This window comes from Enterobacter sp. 2VL, from assembly GCF_005503595.1.
Taxonomy (GTDB): domain Bacteria; phylum Pseudomonadota; class Gammaproteobacteria; order Enterobacterales; family Enterobacteriaceae; genus Enterobacter; species Enterobacter cancerogenus.
Map to the genome: position 1 here is coordinate 98,661 of NZ_SCNE01000006.1, position 25,209 is coordinate 123,869.

Sequence of the window (25,209 nt, forward strand, 5' to 3'; positions counted from 1 at the left end):
TGTCCCATAGACCGGGCAAGCATCGCGCCGCCCGGCAAAGGTGTTAATGAAGTCCGCCACCGAGCGACTGCCAGAGCGTGATACGGTTTTCCAGGTCGGTTTGCTGTAGGGCGATCAGCGACGATTGTGCAGACCACAGCGAGCGCTGCGCGGTGAGTACCGTCAGATAATCTCCCGCGCCCGCCTGATAGCTGCGCGTGGCGACATCCAGCGTTTTTTGCTCCGCCGCCACGTATTCACGCTGGGCATCAAGCTGCTCGCTCAGCGTTTCACGACGCGCCAGTGCATCGGCAACGTCCTTAAACGCGCTCTGGATGGTTTTCTCGTAGGTGGCAATTAACCCTTTTTTCTCCGCTTGTGCGTAACGCAGCTGCGCCATATTGTTGCCACCGCTGAACAGCGGCAGGGTGATCGACGGCGCGAACGACCAGACTTTCATCCCATGGTTGAACAGAGATGAAAGTGAGTCGCTGCCGACGCCCGCGCTGGCCGTCAGTGAAATGGTCGGGAAGAAGTTGGCGCGCACGGCGTGCAGTGAGTTGTCCTGATTGGCTTGACCAATCAGCTGGTTACGCAGTTTCAACAGCGCGTCGCGGTCGGTGCCGCCGCTGGCCATCAGCTCAAAGGTAAAGCCGTTGCTCTGGCCGAGGCCGTCAACCGCCGGGGGCGTCATGGCAAAGATGGTCGCATCGCGGATGGTGCTCAGCTCCTGCGTGGCGCGCAGGGCTATGGCCTGAGCGGTATTCTCATCGCCTTTACGCTCTGACCAGTTTTTCAGTGAGACGAACGCCATGCCGGCATTCTGGCCGCTACCGCTAAAGCTGAAGCCTTCAATCGTAAAAATCACATCGGTATTGGCTTTTTCTTTGGTGAGGAACCACTCTCGTACCTGGCGGCTGATCTCGGCGGTACGCACCGCGGTTGCGCCTGCAGGCAAGGTGTACTGCACCATGATTTCACCCTGATCTTCGGTCGGCAGGAAGCTGCCAGGCAGTTTCAGCATGGCGAACCCCATCGCGCCGCAGAGCAGAGCGTAAACGGCCAGCATGCTGCCGGAGCGGCGCAGGGCGCGCAGGACCTTATTTTGATAGCCGTGTTCGGTTTTGCTGTAGAAGCGGTTGAACGCGCCGAAGAAGCCTTTTTTATGCGCAGAGGCGTGGCTCAGAATCGAGCCGCAGAGTGCCGGGGTCAACGTCAATGCCACTACCACGGAGAGGAACATCGCCGAAATGATGGTGACCGAGAACTGACGGTAAATTACGCCGGTGGAGCCGCCGAAGAAGGCCATCGGCAGAAATACCGCAGAGAGCACCAGCGCAATCGCGATTAACGCGCCGGAGATTTCGCCCATCGATTTTTCGGTGGCTTCCCGGGCGGGCAGCCCTTCGTCGCGCATAATACGTTCGACGTTTTCTACCACCACGATGGCGTCATCCACCAGCAGACCGATGGCCAGCACCATAGCAAACAGCGTCAGGGTGTTGATGGAGTAACCGAACAGCGCCAGCACGCCGAAGGTGCCCAGCAGAACGACCGGCACTGCCAGCGCCGGGATCAACGTGGCGCGGATGTTCTGCAGGAAGAGATACATCACGACTACCACGAGGATAATGGCTTCAAACAGGGTCTGAATAACGTCCTCAACGGAGATCTTAATGAACTCAGTGCTGTCTTTCGGGTAGGCCACGTCATAGCCTTCCGGCATCGACTTTTTGAACTCTGCGATTTTATCTTTCACCGCCGTGGCGGTGTTCAGCGCGTTCGCGCCCGGCGAGAGCATGACCGCCATACCCGCAGCCGGATGGCCGTTTAGCTTCGCGGTGGCGGTGTAATCTTCGCTACCCATCTCCACGCGGGCGACGTCGCTAATGTGCACCACCGCACCGTTAGACTGACTCTTCACGATGATCTTTTTAAACTGATCGACCGTCTGCAGACGCGACTGGGCACGAACGGTGGCGGTCAGCTGCTGGGCGTTCGACGAAGGCAGCGCACCAATTTTACCGGCGGAGACCTGTACGTTCTGGGCTTCAATCGCGCTCTGCACGTCGGACGGCATCAGCGAGTACGACGCCAGTTTCGCCGGGTCGAGCCAGATGCGCATCGCGTATTCGGCACCGAACACCTGCAGGCTACCGACGCCGTCCACGCGCGCCAGCGGATCCTGCATATTACTCACCAGCCAGTCGGCGATATCCGAGCTGCTGGCGGCGTCGGTTTTGTCGTATACGCCCATGATCAGCAGGAAGTTGCTCTGGGATTTTTCAACGGTGATCCCGGACTGCTGTACCTCGGTCGGCAGGCGCGATTCCGCCTGCTGGACTTTGTTCTGCACCTGCACCTGAGCGGTGTCAGGATCGGTTCCCTGCTCGAAAGTGACATTAATGCTTACCGACCCGTCCGAGCTGCTGGTGGAGGTGAAGTAGAGCAGGTTATCCAGCCCGGTCAGCTGTTGCTCTATCACCTGCGTCACGCTGTTTTCCAGCGTTTGCGCAGACGCACCGGTATAGGTAGCGGATATTTTAATCGACGGCGGGGCCACGTCCGGATACTGTGCCACCGGCAGCGTACGGATGGCGAGCATCCCGGCGAGCATGATGAGAATGGCGATAACCCAGGCAAAAACCGGGCGACGCACGAAGAAACGGGAAAACATCAGGCGTTTCCTCCGGTGGCTTTCATCTCTTCGGCTTTCACTTCCTGACCGGCGGTGACTTTGTCTGTGCCTTCCACAATCAGCTTGTCGCCAGCTTTCAGACCGCTCAGTACCAGCCATTTATCGCCATAGGTGTCACCGGTTTCCAGTTGACGCTGTTCAACCTTGTTGCTTGCGTTCACCACCAGCGCGGTGGCGGTGCCTTTGGCGTCGCGGGTGACGCCCTGCTGTGGCGCGAGGATCGCGTCGCTCATGATGCCTTCATCCACTCTGGCGCGGACAAACATCCCCGGCAGAAGCTGATGCTGCGGGTTCGGGAAGACGGCGCGCAGGGTGACTGAGCCGGTAGATTCATCCACTGCCACTTCGGTCAACGCAAGACGACCTTTTTCGCTGTAGGTGCTGCCATCTTCAAGAATCAACGACACGCTCAGCGTATCGCGATTGGTGGTGAGGGTTTGCTTACGCAATCGCAGCAGATCGGCACTGGAGCGGGTCAAATCAACGTACATGCTATCCAGCCCGCGAATGGTGGCCAGCGCAGTATCCTGCTGGGCAGTCACCAGTGCGCCGGGGGTGACAGAAGAGATACCGATGCGTCCGGCAATCGGCGCGGTGATGGTGGTCCAGTTAAGGTTGATGCGGGCGCTCTCCTGCGCGGCCTTTTTTGACTCGACGCTCGCTTTGTCCTGCGCGCAGGTCGCTTTCGCGTCTTCCGCATCCTGACGCGACACACCATCGTCTTTTACCAGTTGCGCATAGCGTTGGGCTTTCTGACAGTCGGCCTGCACCAGGGCTTGCGCCTGCTTCAGCGCGGCGGCTGCTTCATCATAAGCCGCGCGGTAGCTGGAAGGATCGATCTGATACAGCCCCTGCCCGGCCTTTACCGTGTCACCTTCGGTGAAGAGTCGTTTTTGAATAATGCCGCCCACCTGCGGGCGCACTTCGGCGCTCATCGCGGCGGTGGTGCGGCCAGTCAGCTCGCTGACGACGGAGACCGGCTGGCTCATGAGTGTCACAATTCCCACTTCCGGAAGAGGATGCTGGGGAGCAGATGTTTGCGCATTATCACACCCTGTCAGGAGGAGTAATGCCGCGATGGAGGTTGTTATGGTTTTCATAATCTTTTTCCAGGGTGAACGAAGCCTGCCCTGTAAATCGCTTAACAGGGAGGAGGGTTATTTAGAGCACAGCGATACCGCATCTCTGGCAGTGCCAGAAATGTAAAATGGGGAATTACCTGTTCCCGCTAATTATTCACATGCGACTATTTCGCAGAGAAAAGCATATTTAAAATATTTTGATAAAGGGTCTCTAAATCTTCTGACGGTACTTTTAAGGGTGTGAGTCGACGATAAATTGTTCCTTCGATCATCACGGCGGTAATCTCCACGCAGCAGCGAATATGCTCATCGCTCAGGTGGGGGAATTGCTTTTTCAGATGCTCACAGGCGTTAGCAAACATGCGGGCTTCGGCTTCGATCATCATGTTTGCCACCAGCGGATTGCGCGTGGCCTCTGCCGACATTTCGAGCATCAACGCGTCATCGTCTTCGTTAAGCGTCTGCCGCCAGGCAAGCGCCTGCGGCATCCCTTCAACCAGCGTTTTGCCCTGCATCTCCGCGATTCGTGAATCGATGATGCGACGGATCATCTCTTCAATAATCGCGTCTTTGTTACTGAAATAGCGGTAAATTTGCCCGACGCTGAGCTTCGCCTCGCTGGCGATCTGCGACATGCTGGCAGCATGAAATCCGCTGGCGCGAAAGCATCTGCGCGCGGCGGTGATGATCTCGTCCTGACGCAGTTTTTGTCGTTCTTCCAGCTTTGTACTCATCGTCGGCTACCTAAAAGTGAGAATGATCGTTCTCATTATACGATTTTGAAGGCTTCTGGGAAGACTTTTTTTATTTACATATTGAATGAATATTTCCTGGAATAAACAATGTAGAAAATAAGGAGTTTTTATGAAGGTTAAGCTGTGAGATATTCAGACGGCGCGGAAAATAAGGAGAAACTATGCATCTGAGCATTAGAGATAACGTCACGGCCGAAGAAAAAGAAGAATTATTAACAGGGCTTCGTACCTATAACGGGCAATTTTTAGATCTCTCGACCTTTAGCGGCGATATTGGCGTTTATGTGCGAGACGACAAAGGCGTGATGCTGGGCGGCTTAATTGGCGTGCGCAAAGGCGACTGGCTGAACATTGAATACCTGTGGGTCAGCGACGCCGTGCGGGGCTCGGGCGTCGGCAGCCAGCTTATCAAAACGGCAGAGGACGAAGCCCGACGCAAAGGCTGCCCCCACGCGCTGGTGGATACGGTCAGTTTCCAGGCGCGCCCGTTTTATGAAAAACAGGGTTATCAGCTGCAACTGTCTTTGCAGGATTATCCTTATCCGGGAATGCAGAGACACTATCTGACGAAAACCCTTTAACCGCCAATCCCGCTGCCCATCACGGCCAGCGCATGGCGCACAATACTCTCCGGCGAGAGGTCGCTTAGCCTCTCGTCGTTGCGCATTCTGGAGAAGGGCACCAGCACCAGGCTGAGCAGCGTGGTGAACAGCAGTTCAGGGGCCAGCGCCCGATTCAGTTTCCCTTCCGCCTGCCAGCGTTTAACGGTGGCGAGCGTCGCCTGATAATGCTCGTCGCCAAACCGCGCCTGCAGATGGGTGCGCAGTACCGGCATTTCGCCAATGACCTCCTGCATCCACAGTGGCGCAAACCAGCGATGCTGTTCCGCCAGTTCGGCGAGAACCTTGACCATCTCCGTGAGGGCGTTGACCGGTGAGTCTGCGTTTTCGACGAACAGCGCGCCGATCCTGCTGCGTAACGGCAGGAAACGCTCCTCTATCATCGCATCCAGTAACTGCTCCCTGGAGTTGAAGTAGTAGTGCAGCATCGCGGGTGTGACGCCGGCGTCTTTCGCAATCGCATTGAGCGAGGTGTTGGCAATCCCCTGACGGGAAAACAGGTTCAGGGCGATATCCAGCAGCTGTTCGCGGCTGGCCGCTGCGCGTTTGCCGCCGCGCGGACGACCGGGGCGGCGCGGTTCGGAATTGTCCTTTTGTGCTGGCATGGTCTGAGGATCTCTTGATCTTATTCATCACTTACATGAATATTAATTATCTCATTAATTAATTTCAAGCGATCTCTTTGGGAGTCCGACGTAATGACTCAACCTGCGCAAAACGCGCCGTCGATAAAGCTGCTGTTCAGCGCGCTGCTGCTGGTGATGCTGCTTTCCGCGCTGGATCAGACCATCGTTTCCACAGCGCTGCCGACCATCGTTGGCGAACTGGGCGGGCTGGATAAGCTCTCCTGGGTGGTAACGGCCTATATTCTGAGCTCCACCATCGTGGTCCCGTTATACGGGAAATTTGGCGATCTGTTTGGCCGTAAAATCGTGCTGCAAATCGCGATCGTGCTGTTCCTTGCGGGGTCCGTACTCTGCGGGCTGGCGCAAAACATGACCCAGCTGGTGCTGATGCGTGCCCTGCAGGGGCTGGGCGGCGGCGGGCTGATGGTGATCAGCATGGCCGCCGTGGCGGACGTTATCCCGCCTGCGGAACGTGGCCGTTATCAGGGGCTGTTTGGCGGCGTGTTTGGCCTGGCGACGGTCATCGGGCCGCTGATCGGCGGGTTTATCGTCCAGCACGCGTCATGGCGCTGGATTTTTTACATCAACCTGCCGCTTGGCCTGTTTGCGCTGCTGGTGATTGGCGCCGTTTTTCAGGGCAGCGTCAGGCGCAATAAGCACGAAATTGATTATCTGGGGGCGATTTACCTCAGCATGGCGCTGCTGTGCATCATCCTGTTCACCACCGAAGGCGGGACGATACGCCCGTGGAGCGATCCGCAGCTGTGGTGCATCCTGGCCTTTGGCCTGACGGGTATCGCCGGGTTTATCTATGAAGAACGTCTGGCGTGGGAGCCGATTATTCCGCTGTCGCTGTTCCGCGACCGCAGCTTCCTGCTCTGCAGCCTGATCGGCTTCATCATCGGGATGTCGCTGTTTGGTTCGGTTACCTTCCTGCCGCTCTACCTGCAGGTGGTGAAAGATGCCACCCCAACGCAGGCCGGGCTTCAGCTGATCCCGCTGATGGGCGGTCTGCTGCTGACCTCGATTATCAGCGGTCGCATCATCAGCCGCACCGGGAAATACCGGCTGTTCCCGATCCTCGGCACGCTGCTGGGCGTGGTGGGGATGTGCCTGCTGACGCGCATTTCGATTCACTCTCCGACCTGGCAGCTGTACCTGTTTACCGGCGTGCTGGGTATGGGGCTTGGGCTGGTCATGCAGGTGCTGGTGCTGGCGGTGCAGAACAGCGTCTCTGTGGATCAATATGGCGTGGCAACCTCCGGGGTGACGCTGTTCCGCTCAATCGGCGGCGCGATAGGCGTAGCGCTGTTTGGCGCGGTGTTTACCCACGTTCTGCAGTCCGGCCTGGCAGAGCGTCTGCCGGAAGGGGCAGAGATGCCGCGCGAGCTTAACCCGACGGCGATCCATCATCTGCCGGATGCGCTCAGGCTGGGTTATCTTGATGCCTTCGGCTCCGCCATCCACGCGGTGTTCCTGCTGGCGGCCGCGATTATGGTGCTGGCGTTTGCGCTGTCGTGGTTTTTACGCGAGGCACCGCTACGACGCGGGCAGGCGCAAGGTTAAGGGTTCGGTTATTTATTGCGAGTCGCTTTCCTAATTTGACGCGTCATGCTTGTCTTGCCCTCTGGCGATGACGCATGCTTTGGCCTGGTCAATAAACCGACAGAGGTTGCCATGGAACGCAAAGCAAAACTGTTTAAAAGAGGGCGAAGCCAGGCGGTAATGCTGCCTGCTGAATTCACGTTTGATGCGGAGAGTGTTTATATCCGGCGGGATGAAAACGGGAATGTGGTGCTGACGGCTATTTCAGAGAAAGCGCGACACAGAGAAATCTTTTTGCGTTTACTCAAGCAAACGCCGGTGCCGGATTCCTTCCTTAGCAAAGAGGAGCGTAATCAGAGCTATACGTCCAGGGATCCGTTAGAAGGGCTATAGTGATGCGGCATATGCTGGACACCAATATGGTTAGCCATCTCGTACGGCAACATCCTGAGGTGGTGAGCCAGTATTCGAAAATTGCACCGGATGACATGTGTATTTCAAGCGTAACGGAGGCGGAATTACTTTATGGCGTAGCCAAAAAGCATAGCCATAAACTCGAAGAAACCATTCTGGAATTTCTCAAAACCATCACCGTCTGCGACTGGGACAGCGAGGCCGCAGCCACCTACGGCGCGCTCCGTGCGGCGATGGAAAAGAGAGGCAACGTCATGGGCGATCTCGACCAGCTGATCGCTGCGCATGCCATCAGCCAGGGCACCACCATTGTCACGAACGATCGTGCCTTTCTGATGGTGCAGGAGTTAAGCGTGGAAGACTGGACGCACGCTGCCTGATGTTCCCCCCCTCTCCTGCAGGAGAGGGAAAATCCGCATATAACCTATCCTTCTTACTGATGCCTTTTCGTTTTTTAGCCAGCCGTCTCGTTGTCGATATAGTCACTGAAACGTTTATCAAAAGGATATGTCTGGTGAAACTTCGATTGGGTGCGCTGGTTCTGGCGGGACTGCTGTTGGCAGGTTGCGATCGGGAAGGCAGCGATGCCAAACACATTAAGGTTGGCGTGATTAACGGCGCCGAGCAGGACGTGGCGGAAGTCGCGAAAAAGGTGGCGAAAGAGAAGTATGGCCTCGACATAGAGCTGGTGGGCTTTAGCGGCTCGCTGCTGCCAAACGATGCCACCAACAGCGGCGAACTGGATGCCAACGTCTTCCAGCATCGCCCGTTCCTCGCGGAAGATAACAAAGCGCATGGCTATAAGCTGGTCGCGGTTGCGAATACCTTCGTTTTCCCGATGGCCGGTTACTCCCGCAAAATCAAAGCGGTGGATGACCTTAAGGATGGCGCAACCATTGCCATTCCAAACGATCCAACCAACCTTGGTCGCGCGCTGCTGTTGCTGCAAAAAGAGAAGCTGATTACGCTCAGGCCGGACGTTGGCCTGCTGCCGACGGCGCTGGATATTACTGCCAACCCGAAAAAGCTCAACATCATGGAGCTGGAAGGGGCGCAGCTCCCGCGCGTGCTGGACGATCCGAAAGTCGATGTCGCCATTATCAGCACCACCTACCTCCAGCAAACCGGGCTGTCACCGGTTCACGACAGCGTCTTTGTCGAAGATAAAAATTCGCCCTATGTGAACATTGTGGTGACGCGTGAAGACAACAAAGACGCAGAGAAGGTGAAGGAATTTATCCAGTCGTACCAGTCGCCTGAGGTGGCGAAGGCGGCGGAAAAAATCTTTAACGGCGGTGCCGTTCCGGGCTGGTAAGCCTCTTATACCGGCACGCGGGCATTAACGCGGCTCTCTGGCCAGAGAAAACCCTGGCCAAACTGCGCGCCCGTTGCACAGGCGCGCGCCAGATCCTGAGAGGTTTCAATGCCCTCAATGACGACCGCTTTTGCTATCCTGGCCCTGACGGACTGCACCAGGGCGTCAGGGCCCTCCTGCGCATGGAGTGCGGAGCGATCGATTTTCACACCGTCCAGCGGCAGCGCGAGGCGCATGTACTCCTCTGCCAGATCCCAGGTCAGGTCGTCCAGCCAGATTTTCCAGCCCGCCTGTTTGAGCTGGTTCAGCGCGTCATGGAAACGCCGTTGTTCAGCCTCGTTCATTCGGGTAAGGGTGAAGGGGTCCTGAATCTCAATCGTCAGCCGCTGCTGATGGCGTAACCTCAGCAGTAGCCCAATCGCCCGCGCGTCCAGGAAATGTTCCGCCAGCAGGTTGAGCCAGTAGTGACCGGCCCCGGGCATCTGCAAAAGCGTGTTGGCCTGCCAGAAAAAAATCTGCAGCGCACAGCGGGAGGGCAAGGTGGCAAAGAATGCCTCCAGATTGACGTTCGGGATCTCCACGAGAACTTCATGCGCCACCACCTGACCAGAACGTAAGTCGACCAGCGGCTGAAACCGCAGCCCGGAGATGCGCTGAAACACGGGGGAGGGAAGAACGGTATACATGACGGCCCTTCAAAAGACGAAAAAAAAGTTCCCGCGGACACGGGAACAAAAGGCAAACGACACACGGTCAAATGCTTAATTCAGTATCCAGCGAATGCTTTGGTAGAACGACGGGCCACGCACGGCCTTAAGTTTGTGCATCGCATTGTTCTTGTAGAAGTAAACCAGCCTGACGTTACAGCCCAACTGGCGGGCAATTTGCTTGGTTTTAAGGTTGCAGGAATAGCCGCGCAGCACGCTGGCCTCTTCGCTGGAAAGCCTCGCCGGGGCGCGTTGCCGGGCAGTCATGCTCACGTTATACAGCCCGGAATCCGCCGGGGTCTGGCTCATCAGGATCTGCCACAGCGCTTTGATATCCCCCAGGGAGACCCTTTTACTGATCACGCCATCCACATGTTTATATTTCAAATAGCCGACGGACAGGGAATAAATATAGATTTTGGCCCCAGGTTGTTTCTCTTTCAGGCTTAAAATATCGTCATTGGTTGACACTTTGAAATCAAGCGTATTCAGCGGATCGTAAATAATAATGTCAAAGCGGCACTCGCTAAGCGCAAAATCGTCTATTTGGCTGAAGCCATGGAAAACGACCTCTTGCTGGGCATCCGGCTCGCGGTTTACCAGCCATTGCAGACCAATCAGGGTGAATTCACAGCTATCAATGACGGCCACATGAATTGTTTTTTTGTTTGGCATTGGCATTCTCCTTTTGCTGAAAGAATCAGTCCATATACAGAGAAGGTGACTGCTTCGCCGTATCGTAAAGAATAGCGAATCTCTTTTTAATATTTAAAGTCGATGGGGCTAAATGTAATTCACTGGAAATGACTGAGTAAAGAGAATGCTAATTATTAGGGGAAGATAAAATTGTAAAGTCGTTTTAATGGGAAATATAATCTCTTTAATCTTTTATTAATCTGGTGCACAGGTTTTTATCCTGTTAAATGCCGTTAAGCCAGGATTCGGTTGGTGTAAAGCAGTGCTAATCCACGGTTTTAATGGGGGTTTTAAGCGGTTTTCTTCAGAAAACCTCACGGGCGGAATAGGGTTGTAAGGTGATTTTGTCTTAATGCTAAAAAGCCTGTTAAGGATAAAATAGAAGAAATTCTATTATTCTAATAAAGTTGTTCAGATTTTTAGCATTCTGAAGGATAAAATCCTGGCGCGTAAGAGGTTGTGAGCGAGGGGGGCATAAACTATCATCGGTTTTTTCTTCACCACAATAACTCTGAAATGACATGATAAATAGTGAAAACCCCGTCAGGGTGATAGTGTTCTATAAAATAAATATCTTTCAGGAAATAATATCTTGTTCGCTTCAGAATATGCTTTCTGATTACTCGCTACATGTCACGATCGTGGAAACTGCGGATAAGTTTCTGGAAGCGCTTGCTGAAAATGAAGTGGATCTTGTTTTTACTGAATTTAATTATCTGCTTAATCACAAGGAGTGGAGTACGGAAACCAGCAGCCGGTTAAATATGTTGTGCAAGACCCGGAACGTCAGGCGCGTTCTTTTTGTGCCGGAGCTGCACTATGGGCTGTTGAAGAAAGTGCTGGAAATGAAGTTTGAATTGACCATTAGCCTGCAGGATGACATGGCGGAGCTGAAAAAAGAATTACAGACGCTGATGCAAACCCAGGAGCAAAAACCGGTCGTCTCAACCTGGCTTAAAGGGGCCATGCGCGCCGGCGCGCGCTCGCGTTCGGTGCTGTCTGCCAGAGAATGGGAGGTGATCCACCTTATCGTCGAAGGCTATACGATCACCGAAATCGCCAGTTATCGAAATCGTTCCGTAAGCACTATTGCTACGCAGAAACATAACGCGATGAAAAAGCTTAACATTTCGAGCCACAGCGAACTGATTAAGTATCTGAACACCGTGGGGAAGATGGGAAGCTAACCTGGTGAGCCGGAACGCACATCATTCCGGCCAGGTCAGATCAGGGATAGATGATGTTCAACGTCGCGGAGGTGTTGATCTTGCCCTGCGTCACTTTCGCGGGAGCCCAGGCGTAGTAGTACGCCGCCATCGGTATCGTGAAACGTTCGCTCAGCGCCGCCCCTGCTGCCACATTGAAAATCAGGGTGGCATTTCCACGGCTGGTGGTGGATGTCGAGAAAGTCACGGGCGTCTGGGGCGTATCCTGCTTGATGAGCCGTAGCCCGATGCCCTGCGCAGCGCTACTGCTGCTGTCGACCAGCACCGAATTGTCCGTGGATGACAGCTGTGTGCTGGAGAAAAACATCTCAATTGCCCGGTCTGAATTGCCGTTCACGCCCACGTTCTGACAGCTCATGTTCAGCGTAAAAGGCGTCAGCCCCGGCTGGGCGGAGGCGCTGAGCTGGGGAATACCCAGCGTCGGCAGGTTTACGGTCAACCCGGCGTTATCAAAAGAGCAGGTTGTCAGCTTAGGCGCATATTTGATGGTCATCGGCTGACCAAACATATCGCGGTTATCGTAGGGCCATTGAAAACCGTTGAACAGCCACTGCACGATTTTCACCATCTGATTGATCGGCCAGGTGATGATCTCCCAGAAGGACATGCCGCTCATATCGCTGACGAACATGACGTCGCTCATGTTGGCCGTGTCGCCGGTAAGGGTGGTGCCGCTTTGGTTCACCAGCGTGAAGCGGACCGTAAAAGGGGTGTTCAGCTCGGCTGCGGTGTGGCTCCCGCCAGCCGCCAGCGTTTTATTGGCCTGGGTGCTGGTGATTTCCGCCCGCACCATGTACTTGTTATTGCTGAACCCCAGGATCGTGGCATATTTGCTGTCGGTAGAAAGAATCGGCGTATAGGAGAACTCGCTGTTGCCGGTTGTACAGTTAAAGGTACCGCTGTACTGCGTGGTAAAGCTCCCCGTCCAGGTTGGCGTCGCCGGGCTGAGTTTGTCCGATAAATCCACGCTGATCGGCGTGCCATAGACAATGCTGCCCCCGGAGCAGGTGGCGTAGCTGGCGGTACTCAGGCAGGCCAGAAGCAGAAAGGTGAAGAACCGTATCATAGTGATATTCCGTGATTAATGGCAAACAGAGGGCGGGCTGTTCAACCCCCACGCTGGCGAGGAAATTTCACACTTCCCGCCACGAAGATGAACGTTAAGGGTCTGCGGTGGCTGCTCGGCACGAATATAGAGAATGCTTGCCTGGCCGACGTATCCCACCGACTCACCGCGTTCATCCAGCACTTCGGTACCAAAAGGCAGCGGCTTGCCGTCCTGGCGCGTGGCCTGAAGTACCCAGGACTGACGTTTGTCGGTCTCAAAGCGGACGTAATTCACCGCGCCGTCATACGGGGCGACGTTTGCGATATTGCCGAGCACCTCTGCGCCCGTGCTGCCCGGCGTTTCGGACAAGGTGATAGAGTTTTTGCGATAAGGCGTGGCGTAGGGGACCAGCGCCACGCCGTCGTGGTTGGTCACGATACTTTCGTCGCCGTTGACCATCAGCCCTTCCGCCTGCGGCGCATCCACAATGGTCATGGTGGTGCCGGTTTCGTTGGAGGCGAGAACATGCCACGGGAACGCCACCAGGCTGCCGCGTCCGCTCAGCCCCGTTTGACGGTAGTCGGAAGATTCACTGTAGGAGCCGCCGAGCGTCGCGAAGTTGGAGCGGTACGCCGTGTTAACGCTCGCGGTGTTATTTCCTCCCCGGGCGTTGCTGCCGGAAAGGGTGTAGCTCAGGCGGTTTGATTCCAGCGCGTTGCCGCTCATGCTGATGTTGCTCTGCTCATAGTGGGAATCGCTGGCCGTCACGCTGGAGGTGATCCACGCGTTGTTGTCGAAGAGCGAGAACGGCAGGCTCAGGGAGAGGTAAAACCGCGTCTCCTCTTCGCTCTCACTGTTACGCACCCGGCTGGCCGACAGGGTATAGCTGGCGCGGCCAATGGCGTTGGAGTACCCCGCCTGATATTCGCGCGTGGTCTGCTGCGAGTTCCAGTAGTCGCGCTGTGTGCCGGAGATAAATACCGTGCCCCAGTTGTCAGCCAGGCGCTGGTTGAGGTTGAGCGTTAAGGTGTTTTTAGGCTGGGCGGCGCGCAGGGCATCCCAGGTGCCCAGCGACATCTCCGGTGCAACGCCAAACTGGTCTTTGTAATCGTCGTACTGTTCTTTCAGACGCCGGTAGCCTTCGCGCGAATAGAGCGCATCGCTGAAGCTGTAATAGCCTTTGGTGGAGTAGCGGTAGGCCGCCAGCGTGAAGTTGGTGGCGGTGGTATCAATAAATTTGCTGTACGACACGCGAAAGCTCTGGCCGCTGTCGGTGCGATCCTGCAGCGTGGTTTTCGCGTGGGTGACGTCAACGGAAACGGCGCCAAAGGGCAGGTTCCAGCCCGTGCCGATCAGCCCGGCCTGATAGTTATCGCTGAGTATCGTGCCGGTGTAGCCGGTAATCAGGTTATTAAAGCCGTAGCGCAGGGTCGCCTGCAGAAAGGCGGGTTCGGTATCGAGCGTATTTTGATGGACTTTACCCGCCACCACGCTGTACTGGCTCACCCCTTGTTTTAACATACCGGGCACGGCGGAAAACGGAACCGTGAAGGATTGCTGTGAGCCGTCGGCCTCACGCACCACAACCAGCAGATCCCCGGCTGAACCGGTGGGCTGGATGCTGTCGAGCGTGAACTGGCCGGGCGGGACGTTTTCCTGATAGATCACGTTACCGTTCTGGATCACCTTGACCAGCGCATTGGTGCGTGCCACGCCATGTACTACCGGTGAAAAGCCTTGCTGCGAGTTGGGCCGCATTTTCATGTCTGATGCCAGCGAAACGCCGCGCACGCGAAGGGAATCAAACAGATCGCCGGGGATATAAAAGTCGCCCATCGTCAGGTTTGATTTGATTCCCGCCAGCGGGCGGCGCAGGTAGCGGGTGTTGTTTTGCCAGCTGCTGTCGCCGCTGGCTGCCCTGCGCCAGGTGCTGCTGTCGCGAAACTGCCAGCCGAGCAGGTTCGCACCGGAATCCAGCCCGGCATAAAAATCATCATTGGTCTCTTTCGCCGACCCTTTTGCCCGGGTGTTGTACCAGGTGGTGTTCCACGAGAGCATCAGCGCCGGGATTCCTTCGTCCCAGAACTGCGGCGCAATGTACCCCTCTTCGGTGCGTAATATCGCCGCCTGCGGAACGGTAAGCGCCAGGCTCAGGGTACCGGGATCGGTTTTAACTTCACCGCCCTGCACCAGGTCGTGCAACTGCACCTGACCCTGGGGGATGGCGGGCGCGGGCAGGGATTTTGTGTTAATCCCCAGCGTTTGGGCATCCTTCCAGGCAAGCCGGATGTCATCGCGCTGCTCACCGTAGGTCACGTTATAACGCCCCTTCCAGCTCCCGTTGACGTAGATATCCATCTCCTGCTTACCCGCGGGCATGGCGTTGTTTTCGTAAAAACGTGACAAATCAGACTCACCGGATGCGCCAGCAAGCAGGGAAGGGTCAAACGACACCGCACCTGATTTATGCGAAAGCAGAAGCGAGCAGACTGCCAGAAGATAGAGCCTGTTTTGTTTCAATGTCATGGTGAGTCTTTCCGGTCACTGGCTGGTGAAGGTCCGTGTTTTGTAGGCACCCAGATCGTCTACGTACATCAGCTGGACGCTCTGGCCGCGTTTAACCTCGTTTTTTGTCGCTACGGTCAGCTGCCCAAAAGGCGAAACCATCGGCGATTCCTCGAGAAGCTTATTTTTGCCCCGGGAAATATTGGCGACCGTAATAAAGAACGGGCTGTTATTGCTGATGCGGAATTCATGCCCGTTGGCGACCAGCGTCAATTTTCCCACGGCGTCATCGAGCGTGCCCGTCAGCGATGTCGGACGATAAAAAAGCTTGATGCGGGACTTAATCGCCAGCTGAACGGTATTTTGGTTTTGCAGGTTTTCGGGTCTGGGTGGAATATCCAGAACGTTCAGGAAAAAGACCGATTCACGATCCGCAGGTAACGTTGCCGGCAATTTTTTAATGCGAAGCTGTTGACCGTTATGTTCGTTGACCTTAATGACCGGCGGAGATAACAGGAAGGGAACCTTTGCCGTTTCCGGGGTTGAATTAATATCGCCGTCATCAATCCAGGATTGCACCAGGGAAGGCGCATCGCCGGTATTGATTAACTGAACAATCACCTCTTTATTCTTTTCAGGATAAATAATTCGGGTGCCGTTAATGACAATATTGGCCCATGAGTGACCCGTGCTCAACAGCAGCATTGCCAGCAAAATAGCCTTACGCATGATTAAAACCTTTACAACAGGCTCTGCCAGAACAGAGCCTGAATAATGTGATATTACAGATAGGAAATGGTGTAGGTAACGTTAGAGCTTAAATCACCAACCGTCGCCGCGGTGGCGTTGGTTTTATAGTAATAAACATCCAGGGTCAGGGTTTCTGAATCTGGTGCTTTGGCCGTTCCCATAATATCGGTGGTGTAAGGCTGGTTCAGTGAAATAGGGGTAGAAGAACCCGGTTCCACTAATGCAAAACCAACGTTACGGGCTACGCTGGCATCGCTTTCATTGACGCTGTTATTCAGCAGGTATTTCCCGTCGGTGGAGATATTATCCGCGCTGGAGAAGTACACTTTCAGTGGTGTACCGGTGGTGCCCGCCGCAGGTGAACAACCGGAGAAGGTCAGAGCGATGGATTTCTTATTTTTGGTAATCAGACCCACTGCGGTGCCAGCGTCTTTAACCGAAATTGGAGCGAGCGCAACGGTAAAATCAGCGCTTTTGCCGCCGTTAATGGTACAGGTGGTATCGGTAATGGCCCCGGTAAAGTTAATTACGCCACCCGCTGAGTTATCGGCGGCAACCGCGCTGGTAGAGGCAATGGCTGCGGCCAGCATTGAAACGGTCATGATCGATTTGAACATGATAAACTCCATAATGTTTGTTTTGTATAAGATGAATGTTATTTGCAGCGCAGCACGCGGTGACCGGGCCAGGCGCATAGCGACTTGAGATACAAGCCTTGACGAGATTATGTTGCATCAAAATGACACATAACAAAACATTATTCCGAAGAAACGAAGTAATCGAGATTATAATCTTGCTGTAAGGTTTTTTTTAAGATCATAACCCAAATGTTATCTTCCAAAGATTTTAATTAATGATTTAATAATCGTTAATTAATGAAGTTTTCTATATCCCCCCTCCAAATAATATTACATGACTTGACCCTACCCGCTTTAGACTTATTATTGCCAGGGAAATACAAAAACTTATAACAGTGGCGAAATAATATTATGAAGTATCTCATTGATCTTGCAATGCTTTATGAAGTGGACACCGGTATGATCATGATTAATGGAGAAGAGGAATCTTCCATTAAGTTATCTAACCAGGCCGCACGTTTACTTTACGAACTTATCATCAATAATGGTAAAACTCTCGACAGAGATGACCTGATAAAAAAGGTCTGGGAGGAGCACGGCTTCTCGGGTTCTTCCGTCAGTCTTAATGTTGCCATAAGTGAAATTAGGAAAGCGTTTCGTATTTTGGGGCGCGATCCGATGCTGATTAAAACGATTCGTGGGAAAGGATTTAGCCTGGCGGCGCATATTGAACACCATACGGTAAGACCGCCGGTCGCGCCACCCGTGCCCGAACTCCCTAAGGCTGATGAGACGGATTTGCTTATTCCGCAGCGCGATCCCGATCCCCCTAAACGATTTCAACATTTCCACACCCTGTTTATAACGCTATGTGTGGTGATGCTGATCGTCATTGCCGGAATAGCGGGCTTTCTGATTTATCAAACCTCCTCCTCGGCGGACAGCCTGAAAGAATCTGACATTCATCTGCTCGGCAAAGTGGATCGCTGTACGGTATACCTGGTCGATAAGAACATGTTCGAGCCGCGACAATACTATTTTAACCGCGTGAAAGAGGTCATCGCGAGCCGGCACATCGACTGCGAGCATCAAACGGCTGATGCGTACTATTCAAATTTCAAAAAATCGCAGATGGAAAACTATTTCCTTGCGGTTTGTTACCAGCAGGATAGCGTCGATGACTATAAGAATTGCCTTTCTTACAGAAGCCTGACCGGGAGTTAAAATATGTCAAGGACCAAGCTTAGTGTGTTATTGGGCGTCGTACTGCTGCTGTCAATCATTGCTTTAGCGTTGTTTTACTTTATGAGACCCCAGGAGACGGGATTTGGCTGTCAGTCAGATACGGTTTCCTGGAAAACGTATTCTACGGGCGACTCTACCGATATGTCGTTAACCACGCTATTTATGTTCAACAGCACCGATGCGATAACAGTTATCCATAAAGGTGTGCTGAGAAAGGATGGCAAAAGTTATCTGATCGACAGAAATTACCTTCTCAGCGTCGAGAAAATTGACGGGAGTAACATCTATTATATTACCGATAAAAAGCTGAACAAATCTGAAGATGATGCGGCACCCGATGGTGTCGTCAACGAAATGTTGCTCGACAATATCAACTTCTTTTATATCACCAGTGTAAAAAGACACGCATGGCTAATTAAGGGGCTGGTTTTGCCTGTAATGATGTGTGTTGCTGTTCCCACGTCCTGATAATTTCTCATCAGATAAGAATCGATGAATATCTATTATCCACCCGGTGGAATATTTATTCATTATGTAACAACAAGATACCAGGGGTGTATTTTTATATTCATCTTTTCATGCAGGTGAGTGAATTTTTCTGTATTGCCTCGCTATTTTCGGGCTGACTATACTCCGCCTCGAAAAAGGGGCACCCCCTTTTTATACATGTGGATTCTTTTTTGAAGGACTAAATAAATGAACAAACTGAACGCTATCGTTCTGGGCTCACTGCTGTCTGTTTCTGCCCTGAGCGCGGTTAACGCTGCTGAAACCACGGCCTCTGCAACCTGGCAGGCCTCTGCGACGAAAGACAGCGAATCCGATCTGGTGGTTACCCCGACGCGTGCTCTGAACTTTGCCTACAGCGCAAATACCAAATCATTCAACACCGATACCGGTCTGTTTGATGTGGCCATTCGCGGCGATCACTCTTCTGCCACGACGTTCAAACTCGAAGCCATCCTCGACGATTCAAACAACACCCTGTACAGCGTTGGCGGTGAAGCGACCAAGCTGAAAGTGGGTGCTCGTTGGGGCGGAAACGACCTGGGCTCCGTAGGCGGTACCGTAGGGGCGAAATCTACCGCGTGGACCACGCTGGTTGATTCTTCTTCTAACACCGGCGTCTCTTCCGGCCTGTGGAACCTAACCACCAGCGCTGGCGCGGCGGCAGATACTGAAATCACCGGCCAGGACAAATTTGTCTTCTACGTTGATTCCGCTCAGGACAATGCTGGTGCGAAGAAAGAGTTCAAAGACCTGACCAACAGCCTGTGGGAAGGTACCGTGTCCGTTGCGTTCCGCGCAACCTGGGGCTAAGGCCTGACAGATCCAGGGGCGCAAGCCCCTGTTTAGGGAAATATCATGTTTAGCCTCAAATCTGCCATTTTCTTCTTACTGTTCGTCTCCTCTTCCGCGCTGGCGATTAACGTCGGCAAAATCACCACCATTATTCCTGCCGACGCGGATTCCACGTCGAAGGAATTAAAAAACGAAGCGGACAGCGTACGTATTGTCTCCATTAGCGCGCAGCGTATCAGCAGCCCAATGGATGAAGGCGTGGTGATTAACCCCGAGAAAGTGGACGAACTCTTGCTCACCCCCACGCGCATGGTGATGCCCGCTGGCACCAGCAATATCGTCAAATTTTACTACCACGGTAACGCCGACAATAAAGAGCGCTACTACCGCATCACCTTTGTCGATGAAGGGGTGAGCGAAGAGCTGGACAACGCTGCGCAAAAGAACGGTAAAGGGATGACCCGCGCCGTGGTGAGCACCATCCTCGTGGTTCAGCCCCGCGACAAAAAAGTCGATTTCGTTTACGTGGCGGGAAAGATCACCAACAAGGGCAACACGTCGTTTCGCGTCAACGCAACGGGGACGTGCCTGAAGCCGAACCCGGAATCCCCGACCACGCCCTGTACCAAAAACTTCTATCTGATGCCCAATACCTCGCGTGCTATCGAGGATATCAACGTGACGGACAACCATTTTCATCTCGGAATTTGGGACCTGAAACAGTTCATTCCTGTTAAGTAAGGATGCATGGTGAAAAATAAATTAGTGTTGCCGGTGCTGATGGCTTGCGCATCCGGCACGCTGCCCGCGCTCGCGTCTGCCGCTCCAGGCTCCGTGGTTATCGCTAATTACCGTTTTCCCGACGCGCTTTATGGATTACTGGAGCAGGGGATCAAAATCCCCGTCTATTTAGTCAATACGCGATCAGAGGCAGCGACGCAGGGAAGCGACGGCAGCAATACGCATGAATACGTGCGCATCGGTGATGTGACCCTTTTCGCGAAAGATCTCAAGCTCGGGCTGCGTGACGTGCAGGTCCAGGAGTCTGATAACGGCATTCGTCTCTCGAAAGAGATGCGCAAACTGCTGAAAAGCATCAATAACAAGCAGTTTGACGACCAGATGCGGATCCCCGTCAGCGCGGGGTCGTCGTTTACGCTCGATCAAAAGAAGATGCGCCTGCTGCTGAACCTGTCGAAGAACGACTATGGGGTGAATATTCGTCCACGCGAGGTGGATATCGACGCGCCCGAGTCGGACGACCTGAGCGGCACCTTCTCTTATAACCTCGGGGCTTACCACACCGAGAGCGGTTACGGCGACGGCTGGTCCTCAGGGTATCTGAATGCGAAAAGCTGGATCTCGATGGGGGTCGATCACCTGCTCATCGACGGCTCAGGCTATGTGAACGAGAACAGCAGCGATACCCAGATGAATGCGGCCATGTGGGAGCGCGACTACCAGGGCATGCGCTACGCCGCAGGGATGCTCAACGGCTGGGCGATGCAGTCTCTCGCTAGCGTGAGTGGCATCGCCGGGGGGGAAGTGTACGGCGTGTCGGTGGGCAACCAGGCCAACTCGCGCAAGCGTGACAATACGCTCTCCCTGACGCCGGTGGTGGTGTACTTCCCCACGGCGGGTGAGGCGCGCATTCGCCGCGACGGCCAGCTGATCGGCATTCAGCGCTTTGACGTCGGCAACCATGAGATTGACACCAGCAGCCTGCCTTACGGGATCTACAACGTTGAGGTGGAAGTGGTTAGCGGCAGCCGCACCGTGTCGCGCAGCATGTACTCCATCAATAAACCCTTCTCCAGCAACGTGTCGGAAACGCTGCGCTGGCAGATGTGGGGCGGCCTCTACAGCCGCGATAAATCCGTCGTTAACTATAAAAAATACGCTAAGCGCAAAAACGAGCAGGACAACACCTGGTACTACGATTACAACACCAAACATAAAGACACCATGTCGCTGGTCGGGGCGTCGTTCAGCAAGCGCAGCGGGATGGTCGACTGGAATGCCTCGGCGTACATGATGCGCGAGCACGCGGTCAGCGAACTGTGGGCCTCGCTTAACCTGACGAACATGCTCTCGGTCAATACCCAGACGATGGCGGCCACCGATGGCACCTACCGTGCGAACTATGGCGTGAACCTCAGCCTGCCGTGGCAGATTGGTTCGGTCTGGTACTCCCACGAGCAGCTCTCCAGCGGCAAGTTCCTCGATATCTATGAAAGCAAGGGCAACACCTGGGGGGCGTCGTTGAGCTTGCCCTCCTTCGGATTACCTTCTGCGGGCAACCTGAGCGTGATGCGCCAGGAAGACAAAATGTATCGCTATAAACGCGATCAGCTGGATTATTCCCAGGGGCTGTATGCCGGGCGATACGGTACCGCGCGCCTGCGCGTCGGATTGTCGCGCAATAAATACGAAGGGTATTACGAAGAGAAAGATCGCTACGTGATGCTCGACTTCTCTATTCCTCTCGGAAATAGCGTGTCGGTGGGCGTTTCCCATAACCGCGACACCGGCACGGCGCTCAACGTAAGCGCCAGTCGCCAGTTCGACGGCGATTACCTGAAATCGGCCACCGCCAACGTCTCGAAGGCGTTTAACAGCACCTACGATCGCAGCGTAAGCGGCGGCGGCAGCGTGAATTTTGATACGCCGTGGAACAGCAACATCCTCAGCGTGCAGAGCGGCATGAGCAAAGGCTGGAACTCCACCCTGACCAGCGACGGTAGCGTGGGCTGGTCGAAAGAGGCCATCGCCGCCGGGAAAGGGACCGACAGCGCGGGGGTGATCGTCAGCACCGGTCTTAAATCCGATGAAGCGCTCACCCTGAAGCTCAATGGCCGGGCGGAGCGGATCAAAGGGGATAAAACCTGGCTGTCGCTGCCTGCCTATCAGGCTTACGACCTCGAAGTGATGAACAGTGAAACCGGCACCGAAAGCTATGAGATTGGCGCGAACGCGCGTCGCCACATCACGGTTTACCCGGGTAACACGGTGGTGATGAAGCCGCAGGTGAAGAAAATCGTCACGCTGTTTGGCCGGCTGGTGGACGCCAACGGCTCCCCGATTGGTGAGACGCAAATCAAAAACCACGTCGGCCTGACCCGCACGGAAAACGACGGACGCTTTGTGATTGATGTGGATAAAAACAATCCGATTCTGAGCATTGCCACGCCGGACGACAGCGTCTGTGAGGTGCGCCTGGACATCGAGTCCAACCGCGGCGCGCTGTGGCTGGGGGACATCTCCTGCGATAAGGGCAATTACGTCTGGCAGGAAGCAAAAGGAACACGGGAACGTGACGATGAAAAAGATATTCGCTCTTAATTTGCTCCTGATGAGCGCGGCGGCTCAGGCGCAGCAGTTGCCCTATTTCGCCATTAATAATCCCGACAACAACGGGACGGGGAATACCGCAGGGCTGTTTAGCCTGAACAGCACCTCGACCGCCTTTTTACACGGTTCGCGCGAGTGGCCGACGCTGAGCGCAAAGGCCAACAACGGGGTCGCCACCTACATCCCGGATAACAGCTATAGCGGGCCTGCGGGCAGTGCGTTGACGATTAACTTTTCCGTCACCGGCTCCAGCGCCTCGCCGTTTTTTAAAGGGACGTCGTGCTCATCGAGCTGCGGTAACGCCGGCTACACCCCGACTACCAGCTACAGCGACACGTCGATGGTGGTGAAGCCGCCGGTGATGGAGCCGGGGACCTCCTATGGCCGCTGGGTGTTGGGCGATCCGTTCTTTAACGCGCTACTCAACGCCGCGCCGGGTGACGAGGTGACCATTACCTCCACGCCGCAAACGTCGTCCATCAACAAAGTGACGACCACCAACACGCTGCACAAGGTGGGGACGATGACGATGACCAACTCCCGGGAGTTGGACCTGGGAATTGACCCGATCAGCGGCGAGGTCACGATTGTTGACGGGTCGACGGGGGCCGCCTGCACCAAATACACCCGAAATACAATATCGGGGGTGCTGTGCGACCTGATGGAATACACCTTTATCGGCGAGGATGTTACCGGCTACAGCCCCGGACTGGCGCTCACCTCATCTCGCGTGAACAGCGTGCTGCAGTCGCACATGAGCGGCGGCACTGGCCTGGCCGCCGAGCTGACGTTTGATGAGAGCAACTGGTACAGCATCTCCGGCGGTATCCAGAGCGATACCCGCGTGCTGGCACAAACCTTCCTCGCAGCGCCGCAAAAAAACGGCGGCAAAGCCTACCTCAAAATCTTTTTGCCAAAGGCGCTGATTTTGAGCGTGGCGCAGGCGGGTGACGGCACCGGCATTGGCAATATCGTTAGCCTGTGCCTGACGCCGGGCAACAGCTCGCTGGCGGCGGACTTCTGCTTCCAGCCGGGCGGCGGCGTGGTGATCAACCCGATCGAGCCGGGGCTGGAGATTGTGCCGGATAACCCTGACTATACGCTCGACCCGAACGGTCTGGGCGGGTCCGGCACGGGTATCATTGGCGAAACGCCCATTGAGATCCCCTACACCATTACCTACAGCGGCGCACAAAGCGATGCCGCCGTGGCGGTAACGGTCAAAGTGACCGGGCCAACGCGGAGCCTGAACGGGGTGGATTACTGTGCCTTCAGCGGCAACGGTTTTACCGTCCCGATCCCGGGCAACGTGCTGGTGGGCAAAAGCCAGACGCTGCTGACGCATAACTGTAAAGGCGAGGTTCTCCAGGTACCAGCACCTGCCACCCACGCGTCCGAGTGGGACAAAATGAGTTCCGGGGTCACGGACCTGTGGCTGTGGAAAACGCCGCTGGTACTGCAGTTTGTGATGGATAACCCGGTATCGAAAACAACCTATGACGGGAATGACTGGTTTGGTGAAGTAACCGCGCAAGGGAAAATAGACGTCAGTGCATCCTGGAATTAAACGAATATGACTGCAAAAATCCTGGCTATTTTCGCAATAAATTGCTTCATTTCTTTCGGGGCAAATGCTTTAATTATCGAAAGTCTGAATATTGATTTTTTGCCAGAAAAGGAAGTTGTTTTTCAGCCTATAAAAAACGATACCAGTGAAAGGCAGAATTATACTGTCTCACTTATCCAGGTAGACGTCCCTAAACAAAAAGGGAAAGAGACTGAAATAAAAGATGGCGAGCTGATGTTCTCGCCAAAACAATTGACGCTGGGGAGCGGCGAGCGCGCCGGGTTTAAGTTTTACTATACCGGCCCGCACGACGATAAAGAGCGTTATTATCGCGTAAAATTCACCGAGACGCCGCTACAGGCGCGGGTTGTAATGAGTAAAGGCCAACGCATTCAGTCGGATGTGGTGGTTTCGCTTGAGGCGATTTTGATTGTCCGTCCGTGGACAAGACATTTTGATTATGCGTTTAGCAACGGGGTGGTAAGCAATACGGGGAATACCTATTTTAAATATGTTTCCTCGGTCGGGTGCAGCACGCAATATAACAACTCAAAATATCTTCCACCGGGACAACGGCTGGAAATAGATAATGCCGGGCAGCCAGCAAGGCGGATGATTATTTATGGAAATAAAATCATTCCGCTTTCTACCTGCCCGTAGCAACCGCTTTCCTTCATAAAAGGAAATTAACCTTTGGTCTAAAGCCAAAGATCTCAATCAACAGGAGAATAAAATGAAAGCGATTTCATTCACAGAAGCGAAAGACATTATCGGTGGCGCGCTGAACCCGTTCGCGGGTCTGGTTAAAGGTGCACAGCTGGGTTACGACACTGGCGCAGGCATCATGGGTATGGTGGGCGGCGTTGTTGGCGGGATCCTGGGTGGCGCAATGGGCTTCCTTGGCGCGCTGGTTGGCAGCTACAACTAATTCACGATTACAGGAACAGAAACATGCAAGTTATCGATTTTAAGAAAGCACAGGCCATCATCGGTGGTTGGGATCCGTTTGCCGCTGCAATTCAGGGCGCAAGCGCGGGCTATAACGCAGGCAGCCAGATGTTAGGCGCGCTGGGCGGCACCATCGGCGGCGTGTTCGGTCTGGTGGGCGGCTTCATCGGCGGCTTCTTCAGCGCATAAGTTTTCGACCTATGCTCCTATGGCCCGCCTTGCCGGGCCATTTTTTTATTTCAGCCACGGATC

General features: G+C 54.5%; 25 protein-coding genes. 15 read left to right on the forward strand and 10 right to left on the reverse strand.

The window, feature by feature from the left end:
- Nucleotides 1–43 precede the first annotated feature (43 nt).
- The 3 genes from FFS28_RS15315 to FFS28_RS15325 all read right to left on the reverse strand — a co-directional run bounded on the left by FFS28_RS15315 (nt 44) and on the right by FFS28_RS15325 (nt 4,493).
- Nucleotides 44–2,656 carry an efflux RND transporter permease subunit gene (locus FFS28_RS15315; RefSeq protein WP_137903388.1) on the reverse strand — a complete coding sequence of 871 codons (2,613 nt, stop codon included), beginning with the start codon at nt 2,654–2,656 and terminating at the stop codon, nt 44–46.
- Complete coding sequence (locus FFS28_RS15320; RefSeq protein ID WP_137903389.1) at nt 2,656–3,777, reverse strand: efflux RND transporter periplasmic adaptor subunit; 1,122 nt, start codon at nt 3,775–3,777, stop codon at nt 2,656–2,658. The genes FFS28_RS15315 and FFS28_RS15320 overlap by 1 nt, the downstream gene beginning before the upstream one ends.
- Before the next feature lie 146 nt (nt 3,778–3,923).
- A complete protein-coding gene (locus FFS28_RS15325; protein ID WP_088208957.1) occupies nt 3,924–4,493 on the reverse strand; it encodes a TetR/AcrR family transcriptional regulator in 570 nt (189 codons plus the stop codon).
- 182 nt (nt 4,494–4,675) lie between these two features.
- On the opposite strand from FFS28_RS15325, the gene FFS28_RS15330 reads away from it, so the two are divergent.
- Nucleotides 4,676–5,095 carry a GNAT family N-acetyltransferase gene (locus tag FFS28_RS15330; RefSeq protein WP_137903390.1) on the forward strand — a complete coding sequence of 140 codons (420 nt, stop codon included), beginning with the start codon at nt 4,676–4,678 and terminating at the stop codon, nt 5,093–5,095.
- On the opposite strand, the gene FFS28_RS15335 is transcribed toward FFS28_RS15330, so the two are convergent.
- A complete protein-coding gene (locus tag FFS28_RS15335; protein WP_088208959.1) occupies nt 5,092–5,739 on the reverse strand; it encodes a TetR/AcrR family transcriptional regulator in 648 nt (215 codons plus the stop codon). The two genes, FFS28_RS15330 and FFS28_RS15335, sit on opposite strands and share 4 nt — an antisense overlap.
- 93 nt (nt 5,740–5,832) lie before the next feature.
- On the opposite strand from FFS28_RS15335, the gene FFS28_RS15340 reads away from it, so the two are divergent.
- From FFS28_RS15340 to nlpA, 4 genes are all read left to right on the forward strand, one after another.
- A complete protein-coding gene (locus tag FFS28_RS15340; RefSeq protein WP_137903391.1) occupies nt 5,833–7,326 on the forward strand; it encodes an MDR family MFS transporter in 1,494 nt (497 codons plus the stop codon).
- A gap of 111 nt (nt 7,327–7,437) precedes the next feature.
- Nucleotides 7,438–7,698, forward strand: coding sequence for an antitoxin (locus tag FFS28_RS15345; protein ID WP_137903392.1), 261 nt, complete (start codon nt 7,438–7,440; stop codon nt 7,696–7,698).
- 2 nt (nt 7,699–7,700) lie between these two features.
- Nucleotides 7,701–8,099, forward strand: coding sequence for a type II toxin-antitoxin system VapC family toxin (locus FFS28_RS15350; protein ID WP_137903393.1), 399 nt, complete (start codon nt 7,701–7,703; stop codon nt 8,097–8,099).
- A gap of 134 nt (nt 8,100–8,233) precedes the next feature.
- The gene (gene nlpA / locus FFS28_RS15355; RefSeq protein ID WP_137903394.1) at nt 8,234–9,034 is read left to right on the forward strand and encodes a lipoprotein NlpA; all 801 of its coding nucleotides are present in this window, start codon (nt 8,234–8,236) and stop codon (nt 9,032–9,034) included.
- 5 nt (nt 9,035–9,039) lie between these two features.
- Here the strand turns inward: nlpA and FFS28_RS15360 are convergent, their stop codons facing one another.
- The gene (locus FFS28_RS15360; RefSeq protein WP_137903395.1) at nt 9,040–9,720 is read right to left on the reverse strand and encodes an EAL domain-containing protein; all 681 of its coding nucleotides are present in this window, start codon (nt 9,718–9,720) and stop codon (nt 9,040–9,042) included.
- Nucleotides 9,721–9,795: 75 nt separating this feature from the next.
- A complete protein-coding gene (locus FFS28_RS15365; protein ID WP_102891870.1) occupies nt 9,796–10,416 on the reverse strand; it encodes a LuxR C-terminal-related transcriptional regulator in 621 nt (206 codons plus the stop codon).
- A 542-nt stretch (nt 10,417–10,958) separates the two neighbouring features.
- Here FFS28_RS15365 and FFS28_RS15370 point away from each other — a divergent pair.
- Complete coding sequence (locus FFS28_RS15370) at nt 10,959–11,624, forward strand: LuxR C-terminal-related transcriptional regulator (protein WP_137903396.1); 666 nt, start codon at nt 10,959–10,961, stop codon at nt 11,622–11,624.
- Between the two features lie 40 nt (nt 11,625–11,664).
- Here FFS28_RS15370 and FFS28_RS15375 read toward each other — a convergent pair whose 3' ends face one another.
- The 4 genes from FFS28_RS15375 to FFS28_RS15390 are packed head-to-tail and all read right to left on the reverse strand — an operon-like array spanning nt 11,665 to nt 16,583.
- The gene (locus FFS28_RS15375) at nt 11,665–12,729 is read right to left on the reverse strand and encodes a fimbrial protein (protein ID WP_006177656.1); all 1,065 of its coding nucleotides are present in this window, start codon (nt 12,727–12,729) and stop codon (nt 11,665–11,667) included.
- A gap of 15 nt (nt 12,730–12,744) precedes the next feature.
- Entirely contained in the window at nt 12,745–15,237 is a 2,493-nt protein-coding gene (locus tag FFS28_RS15380; RefSeq protein WP_137903397.1) for a fimbria/pilus outer membrane usher protein, read from the reverse strand.
- Nucleotides 15,238–15,252: 15 nt separating this feature from the next.
- Entirely contained in the window at nt 15,253–15,945 is a 693-nt protein-coding gene (locus tag FFS28_RS15385; RefSeq protein ID WP_088208965.1) for a fimbrial biogenesis chaperone, read from the reverse strand.
- Nucleotides 15,946–15,998: 53 nt separating this feature from the next.
- On the reverse strand, nt 15,999–16,583 hold the full coding sequence (locus FFS28_RS15390) for a fimbrial protein (RefSeq protein ID WP_042321476.1): 585 nt from the start codon (nt 16,581–16,583) through the stop codon (nt 15,999–16,001).
- A gap of 372 nt (nt 16,584–16,955) precedes the next feature.
- Here FFS28_RS15390 and FFS28_RS15395 point away from each other — a divergent pair, with 372 nt between their 5' ends.
- The 9 genes from FFS28_RS15395 to FFS28_RS15435 all read left to right on the forward strand — a co-directional run bounded on the left by FFS28_RS15395 (nt 16,956) and on the right by FFS28_RS15435 (nt 25,146).
- Complete coding sequence (locus tag FFS28_RS15395; protein ID WP_006177660.1) at nt 16,956–17,768, forward strand: winged helix-turn-helix domain-containing protein; 813 nt, start codon at nt 16,956–16,958, stop codon at nt 17,766–17,768.
- Nucleotides 17,769–17,771: 3 nt separating this feature from the next.
- On the forward strand, nt 17,772–18,257 hold the full coding sequence (locus FFS28_RS15400) for a FidL-like protein (RefSeq protein WP_006177661.1): 486 nt from the start codon (nt 17,772–17,774) through the stop codon (nt 18,255–18,257).
- A 228-nt stretch (nt 18,258–18,485) separates the two neighbouring features.
- A complete protein-coding gene (locus FFS28_RS15405; RefSeq protein ID WP_137903398.1) occupies nt 18,486–19,109 on the forward strand; it encodes a common pilus major fimbrillin subunit EcpA in 624 nt (207 codons plus the stop codon).
- Between the two features lie 45 nt (nt 19,110–19,154).
- Nucleotides 19,155–19,832 carry an EcpB family pilus assembly chaperone gene (locus tag FFS28_RS15410; RefSeq protein WP_006177663.1) on the forward strand — a complete coding sequence of 226 codons (678 nt, stop codon included), beginning with the start codon at nt 19,155–19,157 and terminating at the stop codon, nt 19,830–19,832.
- 6 nt (nt 19,833–19,838) lie between these two features.
- Nucleotides 19,839–22,433: a CS1-pili formation C-terminal domain-containing protein gene (locus tag FFS28_RS15415; protein ID WP_006177664.1), complete on the forward strand. Its 2,595-nt coding sequence runs from the start codon at nt 19,839–19,841 to the stop codon at nt 22,431–22,433.
- Complete coding sequence (locus tag FFS28_RS15420) at nt 22,411–24,009, forward strand: fimbrial adhesin EcpD family protein (RefSeq protein ID WP_137903399.1); 1,599 nt, start codon at nt 22,411–22,413, stop codon at nt 24,007–24,009. The genes FFS28_RS15415 and FFS28_RS15420 overlap by 23 nt, the downstream gene beginning before the upstream one ends.
- 6 nt (nt 24,010–24,015) lie before the next feature.
- Entirely contained in the window at nt 24,016–24,669 is a 654-nt protein-coding gene (locus tag FFS28_RS15425) for an EcpB family pilus assembly chaperone (protein ID WP_006177666.1), read from the forward strand.
- A gap of 73 nt (nt 24,670–24,742) precedes the next feature.
- Nucleotides 24,743–24,937, forward strand: coding sequence for a hypothetical protein (locus FFS28_RS15430; RefSeq protein ID WP_006177667.1), 195 nt, complete (start codon nt 24,743–24,745; stop codon nt 24,935–24,937).
- Nucleotides 24,938–24,960: 23 nt separating this feature from the next.
- Nucleotides 24,961–25,146 carry a hypothetical protein gene (locus tag FFS28_RS15435; protein ID WP_001196016.1) on the forward strand — a complete coding sequence of 62 codons (186 nt, stop codon included), beginning with the start codon at nt 24,961–24,963 and terminating at the stop codon, nt 25,144–25,146.
- The last annotated feature ends 63 nt before the right edge of the window (nt 25,147–25,209 follow it).

Bases quoted from the DNA above. Each gene is read 5' to 3' on its own strand.
- FFS28_RS15425 (WP_006177666.1), top strand. From the start codon at position 24,016: ATGACTGCAAAAATCCTGGCTATTTTCGCAATAAATTGCTTCATTTCT.
- FFS28_RS15375 (WP_006177656.1), bottom strand. From the start codon at position 12,729: ATGATACGGTTCTTCACCTTTCTGCTTCTGGCCTGCCTGAGTACCGCC.
- FFS28_RS15315 (WP_137903388.1), bottom strand. From the start codon at position 2,656: ATGTTTTCCCGTTTCTTCGTGCGTCGCCCGGTTTTTGCCTGGGTTATC.
- FFS28_RS15330 (WP_137903390.1), top strand. From the start codon at position 4,676: ATGCATCTGAGCATTAGAGATAACGTCACGGCCGAAGAAAAAGAAGAA.
- FFS28_RS15415 (WP_006177664.1), top strand. From the start codon at position 19,839: ATGGTGAAAAATAAATTAGTGTTGCCGGTGCTGATGGCTTGCGCATCC.
- FFS28_RS15370 (WP_137903396.1), top strand. From the start codon at position 10,959: ATGATAAATAGTGAAAACCCCGTCAGGGTGATAGTGTTCTATAAAATA.
- FFS28_RS15380 (WP_137903397.1), bottom strand. From the start codon at position 15,237: ATGACATTGAAACAAAACAGGCTCTATCTTCTGGCAGTCTGCTCGCTT.
- FFS28_RS15395 (WP_006177660.1), top strand. From the start codon at position 16,956: ATGAAGTATCTCATTGATCTTGCAATGCTTTATGAAGTGGACACCGGT.
- FFS28_RS15400 (WP_006177661.1), top strand. From the start codon at position 17,772: ATGTCAAGGACCAAGCTTAGTGTGTTATTGGGCGTCGTACTGCTGCTG.
- FFS28_RS15320 (WP_137903389.1), bottom strand. From the start codon at position 3,777: ATGAAAACCATAACAACCTCCATCGCGGCATTACTCCTCCTGACAGGG.
- FFS28_RS15345 (WP_137903392.1), top strand. From the start codon at position 7,438: ATGGAACGCAAAGCAAAACTGTTTAAAAGAGGGCGAAGCCAGGCGGTA.
- FFS28_RS15360 (WP_137903395.1), bottom strand. From the start codon at position 9,720: ATGTATACCGTTCTTCCCTCCCCCGTGTTTCAGCGCATCTCCGGGCTG.
- FFS28_RS15340 (WP_137903391.1), top strand. From the start codon at position 5,833: ATGACTCAACCTGCGCAAAACGCGCCGTCGATAAAGCTGCTGTTCAGC.
- FFS28_RS15390 (WP_042321476.1), bottom strand. From the start codon at position 16,583: ATGTTCAAATCGATCATGACCGTTTCAATGCTGGCCGCAGCCATTGCC.
- FFS28_RS15335 (WP_088208959.1), bottom strand. From the start codon at position 5,739: ATGCCAGCACAAAAGGACAATTCCGAACCGCGCCGCCCCGGTCGTCCG.
- FFS28_RS15405 (WP_137903398.1), top strand. From the start codon at position 18,486: ATGAACAAACTGAACGCTATCGTTCTGGGCTCACTGCTGTCTGTTTCT.
- FFS28_RS15365 (WP_102891870.1), bottom strand. From the start codon at position 10,416: ATGCCAAACAAAAAAACAATTCATGTGGCCGTCATTGATAGCTGTGAA.
- FFS28_RS15385 (WP_088208965.1), bottom strand. From the start codon at position 15,945: ATGCGTAAGGCTATTTTGCTGGCAATGCTGCTGTTGAGCACGGGTCAC.
- FFS28_RS15435 (WP_001196016.1), top strand. From the start codon at position 24,961: ATGCAAGTTATCGATTTTAAGAAAGCACAGGCCATCATCGGTGGTTGG.
- FFS28_RS15325 (WP_088208957.1), bottom strand. From the start codon at position 4,493: ATGAGTACAAAGCTGGAAGAACGACAAAAACTGCGTCAGGACGAGATC.
- FFS28_RS15410 (WP_006177663.1), top strand. From the start codon at position 19,155: ATGTTTAGCCTCAAATCTGCCATTTTCTTCTTACTGTTCGTCTCCTCT.
- FFS28_RS15430 (WP_006177667.1), top strand. From the start codon at position 24,743: ATGAAAGCGATTTCATTCACAGAAGCGAAAGACATTATCGGTGGCGCG.
- FFS28_RS15420 (WP_137903399.1), top strand. From the start codon at position 22,411: ATGAAAAAGATATTCGCTCTTAATTTGCTCCTGATGAGCGCGGCGGCT.
- FFS28_RS15350 (WP_137903393.1), top strand. From the start codon at position 7,701: ATGCGGCATATGCTGGACACCAATATGGTTAGCCATCTCGTACGGCAA.